The following is a 13,533-nucleotide window of genomic DNA, read 5'->3' as shown; positions in this document are numbered from 1 at the left end:
TATAATTATTTTAAATTAAGAATTAGATACACATCAGCTTAAAAATAGTATTAAATTCATTACAAGCTATAATATCAATATTTTGAAATTGAATTTCATTATCAGGAGGGTTATTATGAATACATCTAATCGAGAAAAATTATCATTAAATGAGAAAATAAAAGAACATGGTGAACTTATTGCCGCATTGGCCTCTGGTATCATTATTTTGATTGCTTGGCGCTTGAATGTCGCTGGTTTAGAAACCGCGTCAGTCATTGCTTATTTAACAGCATTTGTTATAGGAGGATTTGCCAAAGCTAAAGAAGGTATTGAAGATACTATTGCAGATAAACGTTTGAATGTAGAATTGCTCATGATATTGGCTGCTGTTGGTTCGGCTATTATTGGATACTGGGCTGAGGGTGCTATTTTAATCTTTATCTTTGCTGTTAGTGGCGCATTAGAAACGTATGCTATGAATAAAAGCCATAGAGAAATTTCGGCGTTAATGGCTATGCAACCTGAAGAGGCTTGGTTAGTACGTGATCATCTTGAGCCCGTTAAGGTATCTATTGATACACTTGAGCTTGGGGATTATTTATTAATTAAACCTGGTGAACGTGTACCTGCAGATGGTGTCATTGTTAAAGGAACATCTTCTATTGATGAGGCTGCAATCAGTGGTGAACCTATACCTGTATCTAAAAATATAGGAGACGAAGTATTTGCAGGTACCGTTAATCTAAATGGACTCATTACAATGGAAATGACAAAGCCTAATAATGAAACACTCTTTCAAAAAATTATTGCTCTTGTACAATCTGCACAAAGCGAAAAATCGCCATCTCAACAATTTATCGAAAAATTTGAAGGTACTTATGTCAATGTCGTTCTTATCACTGTAGCAGTGATGATGTTTCTTCCTCACTTTGCATTAGGTTGGGACTGGACGACAACATTTTATCGCGCGATGGTATTACTTGTAGTAGCGTCTCCGTGTGCACTTGTAGCGTCGATTATGCCTGCCACTTTAGCGGCGATCTCAAATGGTGCGAAACAAGGGATTTTATTTAAAGGTGGCTTACATTTAGAGCATTTAAGCGTCTTAAATGTCTTAGCTGTAGACAAAACAGGTACATTAACACAGGGCAAACCGGTTGTGACTGATATGATTGTGCGTCCTGATTTGGATGAGAAAACGACTTTGCATGCACTTGCTAGTATTGAAGCACAATCTAACCACCCATTAGCACAAGCTATTACACGCTATGCTAGAGAACAACAAGTTGGCGAATTTACTCAACCCGCAATTGAAGATGTCCCTGGTTGGGGGATTAAAGCAACCATTCAGCAACATCACTACACAGTTGGTAAGCCTGAATTTGTTGGTAAAGATGAGGCTGCACAATTTGCTAATCATGCAGCAGATCGATTAGCACAAGAAGGAAAAACCGTAATCTTTATGAAAGATGAGCAAGGTATTGCAGCACTTGTGGCATTAAAGGATACTGTTCGTCAGGAAGCTAAAGATGCGGTTGCAGCCTTAAAACAACTTGGTGTTAAAGTTGTTATGTTAACAGGTGACAATGAAAAAACCGCTCATGTTATTGCACAGGAGGCAGGTGTGGACGAATATGTTGCAGAATGTTTACCTGAGACAAAAGTTACGTACATTAAACAATATTTAGCGTCCGATAAATTTGTTGGTATGGTTGGTGATGGGATTAATGATGCACCTGCTCTAGCTACTGCTACCACGGGTATTGCTATGGGCGAAGGGACTGATGTTGCCTTAGAAACAGCAGACATGGTGTTAATGAAAAATGACTTATCTAAAATTGCTTATGCGATTAAACTATCACGCAAAATGCAGCGCATTGTAAAACAAAATATCATCTTCTCTATTTCTGTTATTGCTTTGCTTATTATTTCGAATTTTTTACAAGTAGTAGATTTACCTTTAGGTGTTATTGGTCATGAAGGCAGTACAATTTTAGTTATTTTAAATGGTTTACGCATGTTGCGAAAACAAGATTAAAAATAGCATAATTACAATAAGCACAGACGGTTTTCATTTCGTCTGTGCCTATTTTATGAGATGATTTTGTTCAGTTACGAAACAAATTTCAAACCTACTACACCTATGACAATAAGTAGTACACTCGCAATTCGTCCAACACTCTTAGATTCCCCAAAGAACAGCATATTAATAATGACTGCCCCTGCTGTACCAATCCCAATCCATACAGCATATGCCACACTCACTTGTAAATATTCAAAAGAAAAGTATAACCAAGCAAATGCGCCACCAAAACCTAATAAGTAAATAAAACCATTAAACAACGTTTTATGCTCACTGTATTTTTTCAAACCAATAACGCCCAAAAATTCAAATGCAGCGGCTAAAATGACTAAAATCCAACCTAATGTTGTACTTGATAGCCCTGGTACAGCATCTACGACGAAATCCAATGTTGCTGCTGTTTCATATGTGCCCATATTATTCTAAACCTTCCTTTGCTTTCTTCTCATCTATACTATCAGCAATGTTTAATCCCATCACACCTACAACGACAATAAACATAAAGATCACTTTAGCTAAGCTTAGAGACTGATCAAAGAATAAAACATCCATAATAGCTACACCTACTGTACCAACACCTGCGAATATCGCATATACTGTACCAGTTGGTAAATGCTCGCATGCTTTTGTTAAGAAGTAGAAATCTACAAAAATAAAAATAATAATGGGAATCCAGTGCCACCATGCACTAGCAATATTAAAGCCAAAAATCCAAACTAATTCAAAAAAGCTCGTTAACGCAACATATAACCATGCGCGTTCTTTACCTGTTTTCATGATAAAACCTTCCTTTATTTTTTGAGGGCATGCATAATAAACTCATATACTTGCTCTTGTTGAGTAATCGCTTGAGCCTCTTTATCTGTGTCATACAAATAAATTTGTTCTGCTGCAGACTCAATTAAACCAATGATTAACTTAGATATAGCTTCCGGTTTAATATCCTCGCGTATACTGCCTTTTGTTTGCACAGCAGTAATCCATTCACTTAACCAATCATATAAGGGAGCGTATACGGTTTCCCATTCCTTAAGATGTTCTGTTGACGCGAGTCCTGCATACATCAATGCTTGGATGTCATGGTATTTTCTTGATACATCAAAAATCGCATGAATGATTTGTTGAAGCTGTTGCTCATAATCTGCTTGTTGTTCTACTTCCTCATTTACCATTGCTAATGTTTTCTCTACCATTTCTTCTGCAATAGCTGGCATTAACGTCCATTTAGACGAGAAATATAAATAAAATGTACCTTGTGCAATACCTGCGCGCTTAACAATATCTGAAATTGTAACTTTATGCACACCTTTTTCCTTAAAAACTTCTATTGCTGCAGCTACAATCATTTCTTTTTTACTCAATACTCTTACCTCCTCCTATAATGACTGATTGTCATTCATTATATACCATTCAGAAAAAAATCGCAAATCAACATGGAAAAACCTTATAATATATCACTTCTTTAAATCCATAATAAAACACTACAGAACGTTATGATTGCTCTGTAGTGTTAACTGATTATTATTCAATTGTTACAGCTAGCGACGGTAAATACCAAGAAGGACTACTTACACTTCCAAAGCCCACATACACATCATTACTCACTTGTTGTACATCTTGTAATAATGTAAAGAAATTACCTGCGATCGTCATCTGCTTCAAAGCACTTGCAATATTTCCATCTTTAATATGGAAACCTGTTGCGGCCAAAGAAAAATCACCTGACACACTATTAGCACCTGCATGCAATCCTGTTAAACTATGAATTAAAATACCATTCGTAATAGTGCTCATCATCTTTTGGAATGACTCTGTACCTTGTTGTACTACAAAATGATGTGGCGCTACACTTAAGGTATCTTTATAAGATGCCTTTGCTGCATGCCCTGTTGTTGTCTCTCCTGCTTTTTTTGCTGTTTGTCGATTGTGCAAAAACGTTTGTAAATAGCCTTGCTTTATAATGGTTGTTGGTATTGTTGCTACACCTTCTGCATCAAATGTTGTTTGTGTTAATGCTTCTTTATAACGAGGCTCATCTATGATGGTCAATACAGAAGATGCAATTTGCTTGCCCACCTGCTTGTCTAGACGTGACATGCCTTTTTGCACTTGCTCTGCTGAAAAGGCATTCGTATATACACTTAGTAAAGAAACCGCAGCCTTATTTTCTAAAATCACAGGATATGAAGCTGACGGTAAGGATTGGCCTCCTAGTAAAGCAATTGCATTTTTTGCTACTTGTTGAGCAAATGTCTGCCAGTCAAAAGTAGTAATATCGTGAATTTGCGCACTATGAGCTCCTGTCTTTGTTTCTTGATTACTTTTGGCGACAGCATTCGCTAACACAATAAGGCCATTGCCTTTCTCATACAAGTGCAAACCTAAACTGTTAGCCAGTTGGCGTTCGCCTTCATATTGTTGTAACTGACAATAATTCACGCTGATAATTCTTTCATCATATGCCTTAATTTCTTTTTCGATATTTCTTAATAATGTAATCATTTGTTCAGGCGTTGCTGCTGCTGCTTTGGGTTTGTAAAAATCACCTTGTGCATAATCTGTACTCCCTGTAAAAATAGTCGTTTCATCTTCTACTTCTAATACCTCAGCATTTTCCTTCACTGCTTCAATTAAAAATGGAATACTATCCTCTGTGATCTTTTCTGTATACGCGTAACCCATTTTGCCTTGATGTACTGCACGAAAACTAACACCACCTTGTTGCGATGTTTCATAAGCGTCCACATCTTGGTTATACACTTTGATTAGTAGAGATGTACTGCGTTCGGCATACATTTCTGCTTGTTGTAAGTTAGCTTCTTTAGACGCTTGTAATAGTAGTGCTTCAAATTGTTGTAGCTTCATTATACTTCCTCCTTTGTGCCACCAACCGTCATTTCACTCACGCGAATCATCGGCTGCCCGACATTTACAGGTATGCTCCCACTGACAGAACCACACATGCCTGCACCGTGTGCTAAATTATTACCTACACGATCTACTTTATAAAGAGTCTCTGCACCATTTCCTATCAATGTAGCCCCTTTAATCGGTTGTTTAATCTCGCCATTTTCAACAATATACCCTTCCATAACAGCAAAGTTATAATCACCTGTAGCTGGATTTACTGAACCCCCGCCCATATACTTTGCATAAATCCCGTATTCTGTATCTTGAATAATGGATGCTGGTGTTGATGTGCCATTTGCAATAAATGTATTCGTCATGCGAGATGTAGGATTGTAGCGGTAAGATTGTCGACGAGAAGAGCCTGTTAGTGCTGTGTTCATACGTCTTGCATTAAATTTATCTACAAGATATCCCTTTAAAATACCGTTTTCAATTAATACGTTGCGACGCGTCGCTTCTCCTTCATCATCCATATTTAAGGAGCCCCACTCATTCGCTAATGTACCATCATCAATATAAGTAACTAAATCCGATGCCACCTTTTCACCAATACGATTTGCAAATACCGAGTTTCCTTTAGCTACAGCCGTTGCTTCCAAACCGTGCCCACAAGCCTCATGGAATATTACACCACCAAATTCATTATCAATAATGACAGGAAACTTACCACTTGGGCATTCTTCTGCCTTTAACATCGTCACTGCAATGCGAGAAGCCTCTGTGGCATAATGCTTAATATTTAAATTTTCAAGAAACTCAAAACCTGCTGAGGCACCTGGTCCATAATGACCGGTTTGTATCTGATTGCCCTCTTTAGCTGTAGGCATAATACTAAATCGTGTATGTACACGTAAATCTTCCACAAACTTTCCTTCTGAGTTCGCAATCATAACACGTTGCTCATCTTCTATATAATTAACACGCACTTGTGTAATCTTATCACTATAAGCACGGGCAATATGGTCTGCTTCTTTCAGTATACGCACTTTCTCGTCGTATGCTACATCACTTGGCATACGTGTAATTTCATTTACGATTTGTGCTTCTTCACGCGTTAATGGTTGCACATGAGTATCATCTCCTTTTAAGGCTGCTGCTGCACGTTTAGCCACCTCGATCAGATTGCCTTCCTCTGCATCAGTTGTATAAGTATACACATTGCGTAATCCTGAGAAAATACGTATACCTACACCATAATCACGGCCAGTAATAGCGCGCTCTATTTGTGATGTTTGCATCTCTAAACGGCTTGAAATTTTATCTTCTACAAAAATCTCAGCAAAATCGCCACCTGTTGAAAGCGCTGCTGTAATCACATTATCAATTGTTGTTTGCTTTAACATATAAATTCCCTCCTGTGTGAACCATAGTATAAGAGTAGTGGAATGCGTGCACTTTATGCAAGTCATACGTTTACTAGAGAAGAGATGAATGACTCTTAGATTTACTATGTATGCTAACGACTAAAAAAGAAAAAAGCGGTAAGAGGAAAGATCGTCTTCCCTTTACCACTTATTTTATATCCCACTCGTTACTATTATGCTTTGAGTTGTTGCTGTTGTTCCTTAAGTTGTTGAAAAGTAACAGCTCTTTTATTCATAGAAGCATTGAGAATGCCACCAAAAATTAAAATAATACCTGTGAAGTACAGCCATAACATCAACATAATGACCCCACCAATACTGCCATAGGTAGCAGAATAATTACCAAAATGCGAAATATAAAAAGAAAAACCATACGTGAGTAACATCCAAGCTGCTGTAGCAAATACAGCACCTAACCACACACTTTTAAATTTTAATCGTGGTGACAAATTGGGTACAAACCAATACATGCCAATCAACACAACAAAGATTAATAATGGTGGTGTTGCCCAACTTAAAATATTAATGATTTTTAAGAAGCCTAAATCAATATGCATATAATGTGTAATGAAATTTACGATTTGCTGACCAAAGACAGGTAATAATAAGGTGAGTAAAATGACAATCGCCAATGCAAAAGTAAATACTAGTGATAATACACGTGTTTTAAAACCTTGTACATTCGTTGTATCATATGCCTTATTCAATCCATTCATTAACGCATTAATCCCTTTTGAGGCTGACCAAATCGTTGCTAAAATACCAATAGATAATAACCCACCATTACGATTCGTCAATATATCGTTTAATGGCTTTTCCAACATGCGATAAATCTCTTTAGGCATTAAATTTTGCAAGAAATCAAAAATTTGACTCACTTGTAAATTTAAAAAGGGTAGTAAAGTCACTAAAAATATAATTAATGGAAAAAAAGATAACAAAAAGAAATACGCTAATTGCGCACCTTGTGCTGAAATATCCACACGCTGTGTACGCAAGATTAAATCTTGTAAAAATCCTTTCCATGTCGTCATATCAATTTCTTCTAAGTCTGGTGATACATATGACTTTACCAATGATACAGCTTCTTTACTGCGCTTCATTTGTTCGCCCTGCATGCCACCCCTCCTTATGACTTAACGCTGCTCTTCATTTTGCTTTTCAAATGCTGATTTTGTATCACTAATCATCGATTGTAATGTTTCAGGCATGCCTTTCAAGCCATCAACTTGGCCTAATAGTGATTGTACCGTATCAGATGCCCCACCATAAAAGCCTTGTGCTTGTTCAATTTTTTCAGCAATCTTTTCTTGTAATTCATCACGGTTTGATGCGTAATAGGATACTGTCGAAGCCACTTTTTTAGTAGTTGCTACTGTGTGCTCGCGAGTAGCACGATCTAACATGCTAACTGCTGCTCCTGCTAATGCTCCTAAAATCATTGAAGATACTAATTTGCTTTTCGCCATTGTTATGTCCTCCTAAAATATGTTTTACTCTATTCCCCTTCGCGTTTAGCATAAAACGCTACTCTATTTTATATCTTACCAAAAAACAGCTTATCACGCTTGTTTTAATATGATAATTCTAGCTAAGTATCACTAGTCCAACCATAAAAACGAGGGATTCATTATTGACTTTTGATACACTTAATGGAATGATAAATTTATTGAGAAAGGCGGTATGTCAAAATGGATTTATCTACACCTTCTAAAGAAAATGTAGCGTATATGATTGAGCAATTAAAAGAAAAACTGCGCATGGTTAATGTTGACGCTATGAATGCAGATAGTTTTACTGAAAACAATTATGAAGATTTATATGACCTGTACACGATGGTTATGAAACGCACTAATTTTAGCCCCAATGAAATGCAAGCTATTGTAGCTGAATTAGGCTCTTTACGTGCATAAAAAAAGAAGTCGCAAACTACTGCGACTTCTTTTTATTTGTTGTCTGGTTCTTCTGCTGATGTTGTTTCTTGTTGCTCTTTGATGTTGTCTTCCATCGTGAATGTGCCATCCTCTAGCACACGCGGTTGTATCAATACTTCTACTCGACGGTTTTTATTACGTCCTGCTTCTGTATTGTTATCTGCTACTGGTTTATTCTCCCCGTAACCTTTCGCACTAAAATACTGAGGATCAAGATTAGGGTTACTTTCAATCAGTAGCTCTAAAAAGTTGACAGAACGTTTAACAGATAATGACCAGTTAGATGAAAACTCTGCTGTACGGATTGGAATATTGTCTGTATGGCCTGTAACAACAACATTACGTGCTGGGTCAAAGACAAGTAATTGTGATAACTCCGCTGCTACTGGCTTATATTCATCCTTAATCTCCGCTTGCCCCATATTAAATAATACGGAGTCACGAATTGTAACGAGTAAGCCTTCATCCGTCAACGTTGTATTAAACATTTCTTCTAATTCATTATTTGCAATAAATTGTTCAACATTGTCTTGGATCTCCCCTAATGCTTCTTGATCTTCTACATAGGCTGAGCTCTTTGGCATCTCAGCAGCATCACTAGGATTTTGTGAATCTACTGGTGCAGGATGTTCCATAAAACTAGAACCACCATCAAACACTTGATTAAATACAGCTGACATTCGTTCTAATTTCTTTTCGTCAACAGTACTTGAGGCAAACAGTACAATAAAGAGCGCAAGTAATAATGTTAAAATATCTGCATAAGGAACGAGCCATGACTCATCTACATGTTCCTCTGGTTTTTTACGCTTAGGCTTCCTTGCCACCGCCTCCACCTTCTCCCATGATTTGTTTACGTTCGTCCATCGTTAAGTAGGATGCTAATTTTTGTTCAATGACACGCGGTGCTTCACCTTCTAAAACAGATAAAATCCCCTCAATCATCATATTTTTTTGACGTACTTCAATTGATGATTTTCGCTTAAGTTTATTCGCAAATGGGTGCCATAAAACATAACCTGTAAAAATACCAAGTAATGTAGCAACGAATGCTGCTGAGATGGCAACACCTAATTTATCGATATCATTCATATCTTTTAAGGCGGCGATTAACCCAATTACCGCTCCCAAAACCCCTAGCGTAGGTGCATATGTACCAGCTTGCGTAAATATCGCTGCGCCTGAAGCATGACGATCTTCCATCGCCTCTACCTCTTCTGTTAAAACATCTCTTATGTAATCTGCATTTTGACCATCAATGGCTAGTGTTAAACCATTTTTTAAAAATGGGTCTTCTACTTCTGATGCTTTTCCTTCTAATGCTAATAGCCCTTCACGACGAGCTAAGTCTGCCCATTCAGAAAACATCTTAATAATTTCAATGTCACTTGCCAATTTTGTTTCCGTAAACAAAATCTTAAAAAGCTTTGGTACACGTTTTAACTCTTTCATTGGGAATGCAATGGTAACGGCTGCGATGGTACCAAAGATAATGATTAAAATTGCGGCAGGGTTCGCTAACGCGTCAATGCCTACACCTTTTAACATCATACCTGTAAGTAGTGCCACAAAGGCAACTACTATACCTACTACTGATGATAAATCCATTCTTCTACCTCCATGTATACTTTATGTACTGTGTAATCTTCTACTCCTTTATTTTAACAATTTTCACAAGCAAAACGGCTTTTTAAAGACAAATGTTTTAAAAGATTTACGCTGCATGTACATAAAATTGTTAAAATTAATTCGTATTTATACTTTAGTAGCTTGCTCACGCTTGCTTCTTAAAGTCCTTGTGAAATGCATTTCATAAATTGTCCTTACTTTTAATAATCGACTATTGTATACTTGTTGTATAATAGATATTGATTATTTGAAAGAGAGGAGTATGTAATTATGTTTGCTGCAACTGTATTAGGTTTCTCACTAGTTCTTATTCTTTGCATTGTGTTCTTCGTATTCTACTTAATGGTAGGTCTAGACTCTTCATCTTCTATTAAAGTGGATCCAATGCCAGAAAACCAGATTGACTAAGACTAGTCTCACAAACAGCCCTGAGCTTTTATGCTTAGGGTTTTTTATTTTTCTAATTACTTCTTCATTGTATAGGATTCTTACCTATATTCCTATATATTTAAATCAATATAAATCTTATGTACTAATAGGTGACCCATTTGACCTATTACTCATTTCGCTATTTTTGTAAAAAATACCATGCATTATATTGCGAAATAATTATGAATACTTTAACAAATCCAAAATTCGCTATATTTTTTCACATTTTGTACAAATTTCACTGTTAGCATGTTCAATTAGCATAAGTTGATTTAAAATAACACTATTGGGAGGGGAAAGAATATGTCGATTTTGCAAGATATTTTAACGTATAATGCATCATTTGTTGAAAATAAAGAGTATGAGCCGTATATTACGACGAAATACCCTAATAAACGTATTGTAGTATTATCGTGTATGGATACACGATTAGTAGAGTTATTACCTAAAGCAATGAATATGCGTAATGGTGATGTTAAAATCGTTAAAAGTGCGGGTGCACTTGTTAGCCATCCTTTTGGTGCAATTATGCGTAGTTTACTTGTTGCTGTCTATGAACTACAAGCAGATGAAGTTTACGTAATTGGGCATTATGATTGCGGTATGAGTGCTGTAGATCCTGAGAGTATGATTCGTAAGATGGTTGACCGAGGGGTGTCGCAAGAAATCATTGATGTTGTAGAGTTCTCTGGTATTGATTTAAAAGAATTTTTACGCGGCTTTGGCGATGTTGCAACGAGTGTTGTAAAAAGTGTTGAAACCATTCGTAATCACCCATTAATGGCAAAAGACATTCCTGTTCATGGCTTAGTAATTGACCCAAACACAGGCCGCTTAGATGTAATTGAAGATGGCACTGTGATTCGCGCTAAATAAATCTATTATTTATAAAAAAACACATTTTTCACGCTTGTGAAAAATGTGTTTTTATTTGTATTATTTTTGAAGTAAGTAATCTTCTCTAAGTAGCGCATATAAATAATGGTCTTCCCATAATCCATTAATATAGAGCAATTTTCGCAGTAAGCCTTCCTGTGAAAAATTTGCTTTTTCTAACACACGAATAGACGATATATTTTGAGGCGAAACGTAGGCCTCTAAACGATGTAATCTTAATTGTTCAAATGCAAAGCGTTCTAAAAGGTGTACAGCCTCTGTCATAATACCTTTTTGCATAAAATCTACGTCCATACCATAACCTATGAAGCCACTAGAATATGGCATCTTCTTCACAGCATATAAAGAAAGATGCCCTACTAATTGTTGTTTACAAAAAACGCCAAATGTAAATTCTCTTTGGCGTCTTAACATATGTAGGCTTTCTTTTAATTTTTTACGCTGTGCCTCTGGCGTATAATAATAAGCTTCGTGTATCGGTTCATAAGTAGACCATGCTTCTTTATTACGTTTTAGCATCACTGCTAATTGCTCAGCATCCGTTGGTACAAGAATACGTATTGTACAAGTCTCACCTTGTATTGTAATAGGTAAAACAGGTTTGCCTATTATTCGTTGAAGCCAACTCTTCATTTCGTTTTTTTATTTTTTTTCTTTTTGCGCTTTTTTTGTTTTTCTTTCTCCTCAATCATCACTTCGCCATCGGGCTCATTACCTAATGCATCCGTCAACTTCAAGCCACGTTCTTCTAAATGATACTCGATTTGACGCAATGTCTCCTCTAATACGTGTATACGTGCATATTTTTTGTTGTTACCTGGCACTAAAATCCAAGCTGCATTATCTTTATCTGTTTTATCAAACATTTCTTCAGCTGCTACTTCATAACGTTCCCATTTTTCACGATTACGCCAATCTTCATCTGTCAACTTCCACGCTTTATATGGATCATTTTCACGGTCAAGGAATCGTTGTAATTGTTCTTCTTTTGACACATGTAACCAGTACTTGACAATGATATAATTACCATCTGTTAGCATCTTTTCAAAGTTATTAATTTCTTCGTAGGCGCGAGACCACTCTTTTTTAGTGGCGAAGCCTTCAACACGCTCAACTAATACACGACCATACCACGAGCGGTCGAAAATACCAATTTGGCCATGTTGAGGTAATTTGCGCCAGAAACGATGCATATAATTATAGCGTAACTCATGGGGTTGCGGTGCAGAAATCGGATGTACAATATAACCACGAGGGTCAATGCGCTCTGTAATACGTTTAATTGCGCCACCTTTACCTGCTGCATCCATGCCTTCAAATACAAGAATTAAACCAATTTTATTTTTTAATAAAAATTGCTGAGCATTCAGCATTTCATATTGGAGTACTTCAAGCTTCTGAAAATAAGATTCTTTATCAATTTTTTTTGATAAATTTAAGTTTTTTAGTCGTTCAGACATTTTACCACTCCTCTATTATTAATATATCTATTTTACTAAATATTGAAAAATAATGATACTAGATTCACATACTTTATTTTATTGAAATACTTTAAGGAGGGACTTATTGTTGTTGTATTTGCTGTTAATGATTGTGTCTTTTGGGTCAGCAGTCGCTTGTAGTATTATTTTTTACAATTGGCATATTACTGCTACAAATGCACTCAGTACCATTACACGCTATCCTGTATTACTCTCACCTACACATGTGATTTATATGATTGTATTTATACTTTATGCTTTTATGGCATATTGGATTTGGCAACAATATAAACATCAACATACCTTATACCAAAAACGTGCTTTATATTTTTCGCTAGCTATGGTAATACAAGCTTTACTATATATTGCTTGGCATAAAGAGAATTTAACTTATATGTTGCTATTACAAGTATTACTAATTGCTATCGCGTATCTTTTATACCGCACATATCCGAAAAGAGATTATCAATGGACAGGTCGCTTACCATTATCCTTATATTTTGGATGGTCCTCTGTATCACTTTTATTTATTTTAGAATTTATCTTTGTATACCATAATTTTCATGGCTTTGGGTTAAGTCGACCATTTTGGGCTATTGGACTATTAACATTAGGTGCGATAATGGCACTTTATATTCGTTATCGTTATGATGATATTGCGTTTATTATTCCTTTTACCTTAAATTATATCGGTATAGCAATACATCTACAATTTGATGAAATGTTAGTTACAGCTGTTACACTATTTCTAACAGGTAGTATGCTTGTTGGCATGATGTATTTTCAACCAAAGCAACAGGAATAAAAAAATGCACCTCAAAACG

At 36.2% G+C, this 13,533-nt stretch carries 15 protein-coding genes; 4 read left to right on the top strand and 11 right to left on the bottom strand.

Translation table 11 applies throughout. From position 1 onward, the window contains the following. Window positions 1-115: 115 nt before the first annotated feature. Window positions 116-2,020, top strand: coding sequence for a heavy metal translocating P-type ATPase (locus tag IEW44_RS14335; RefSeq protein WP_188615747.1), 1,905 nt, complete (start codon window positions 116-118; stop codon window positions 2,018-2,020). Window positions 2,021-2,094: 74 nt separating this feature from the next. Here IEW44_RS14335 and IEW44_RS14330 read toward each other — a convergent pair whose 3' ends face one another. The 7 genes from IEW44_RS14330 to IEW44_RS14300 all read right to left on the bottom strand — a co-directional run bounded on the left by IEW44_RS14330 (window position 2,095) and on the right by IEW44_RS14300 (window position 7,808). Further along, window positions 2,095-2,481 carry a DMT family transporter gene (locus IEW44_RS14330; protein ID WP_188615746.1) on the bottom strand — a complete coding sequence of 129 codons (387 nt, stop codon included), beginning with the start codon at window positions 2,479-2,481 and terminating at the stop codon, window positions 2,095-2,097. A gap of 1 nt (window position 2,482) precedes the next feature. Next, a complete protein-coding gene (locus IEW44_RS14325) occupies window positions 2,483-2,842 on the bottom strand; it encodes a DMT family transporter (RefSeq protein ID WP_188615745.1) in 360 nt (119 codons plus the stop codon). Between the two features lie 14 nt (window positions 2,843-2,856). After that, entirely contained in the window at window positions 2,857-3,411 is a 555-nt protein-coding gene (locus tag IEW44_RS14320) for a TetR/AcrR family transcriptional regulator (RefSeq protein WP_188615775.1), read from the bottom strand. 175 nt (window positions 3,412-3,586) lie between these two features. Further along, complete coding sequence (locus IEW44_RS14315) at window positions 3,587-4,930, bottom strand: TldD/PmbA family protein (RefSeq protein ID WP_188615744.1); 1,344 nt, start codon at window positions 4,928-4,930, stop codon at window positions 3,587-3,589. Continuing rightward, entirely contained in the window at window positions 4,930-6,318 is a 1,389-nt protein-coding gene (locus IEW44_RS14310) for a TldD/PmbA family protein (RefSeq protein WP_188615743.1), read from the bottom strand. The genes IEW44_RS14315 and IEW44_RS14310 overlap by 1 nt, the downstream gene beginning before the upstream one ends. Window positions 6,319-6,512: 194 nt before the next feature. After that, window positions 6,513-7,457, bottom strand: a complete 945-nt coding sequence (locus IEW44_RS14305; RefSeq protein ID WP_229704262.1) for a YihY/virulence factor BrkB family protein — start codon at window positions 7,455-7,457, stop codon at window positions 6,513-6,515. An 18-nt stretch (window positions 7,458-7,475) separates the two neighbouring features. Further along, the gene (locus IEW44_RS14300) at window positions 7,476-7,808 is read right to left on the bottom strand and encodes a YtxH domain-containing protein (protein ID WP_188615742.1); all 333 of its coding nucleotides are present in this window, start codon (window positions 7,806-7,808) and stop codon (window positions 7,476-7,478) included. 222 nt (window positions 7,809-8,030) lie between these two features. Between IEW44_RS14300 and IEW44_RS14295 the strand changes: the two genes are divergently transcribed. After that, window positions 8,031-8,252 carry a DUF1128 domain-containing protein gene (locus IEW44_RS14295; protein WP_188615741.1) on the top strand — a complete coding sequence of 74 codons (222 nt, stop codon included), beginning with the start codon at window positions 8,031-8,033 and terminating at the stop codon, window positions 8,250-8,252. Window positions 8,253-8,284: 32 nt separating this feature from the next. Here the strand turns inward: IEW44_RS14295 and motB are convergent, their stop codons facing one another. Together motB and motA are read right to left on the bottom strand one after the other, a co-directional pair. Further along, entirely contained in the window at window positions 8,285-9,100 is an 816-nt protein-coding gene (gene motB, locus IEW44_RS14290) for a flagellar motor protein MotB (RefSeq protein WP_188615740.1), read from the bottom strand. Beyond that, a complete protein-coding gene (motA, locus tag IEW44_RS14285; protein WP_188615739.1) occupies window positions 9,084-9,881 on the bottom strand; it encodes a flagellar motor stator protein MotA in 798 nt (265 codons plus the stop codon). The genes motB and motA overlap by 17 nt, the downstream gene beginning before the upstream one ends. Before the next feature lie 753 nt (window positions 9,882-10,634). Between motA and IEW44_RS14280 the strand changes: the two genes are divergently transcribed. After that, window positions 10,635-11,207: a beta-class carbonic anhydrase gene (locus tag IEW44_RS14280; RefSeq protein ID WP_188615738.1), complete on the top strand. Its 573-nt coding sequence runs from the start codon at window positions 10,635-10,637 to the stop codon at window positions 11,205-11,207. A 60-nt stretch (window positions 11,208-11,267) separates the two neighbouring features. Here IEW44_RS14280 and IEW44_RS14275 read toward each other — a convergent pair whose 3' ends face one another. Both IEW44_RS14275 and IEW44_RS14270 read right to left on the bottom strand, forming a co-directional pair. After that, window positions 11,268-11,861: a GNAT family N-acetyltransferase gene (locus tag IEW44_RS14275; protein WP_188615737.1), complete on the bottom strand. Its 594-nt coding sequence runs from the start codon at window positions 11,859-11,861 to the stop codon at window positions 11,268-11,270. Next, a complete protein-coding gene (locus IEW44_RS14270; RefSeq protein ID WP_188615736.1) occupies window positions 11,858-12,688 on the bottom strand; it encodes a polyphosphate kinase 2 family protein in 831 nt (276 codons plus the stop codon). Before IEW44_RS14270 ends, IEW44_RS14275 begins: the two co-directional genes overlap by 4 nt. A 109-nt stretch (window positions 12,689-12,797) precedes the next feature. Here IEW44_RS14270 and IEW44_RS14265 point away from each other — a divergent pair, with 109 nt between their 5' ends. Next, complete coding sequence (locus IEW44_RS14265) at window positions 12,798-13,514, top strand: TspO-related membrane protein (RefSeq protein ID WP_188615735.1); 717 nt, start codon at window positions 12,798-12,800, stop codon at window positions 13,512-13,514. The last annotated feature ends 19 nt before the right edge of the window (window positions 13,515-13,533 follow it).

This window comes from Lysinibacillus alkalisoli, assembly GCF_014643595.1.
GTDB lineage: Bacteria > Bacillota > Bacilli > Bacillales_A > Planococcaceae > Metalysinibacillus > Metalysinibacillus alkalisoli.
The sequence above is the reverse complement of the archived record's forward strand: the minus strand, read 5'-3'. Positions and strand labels throughout refer to the sequence as shown.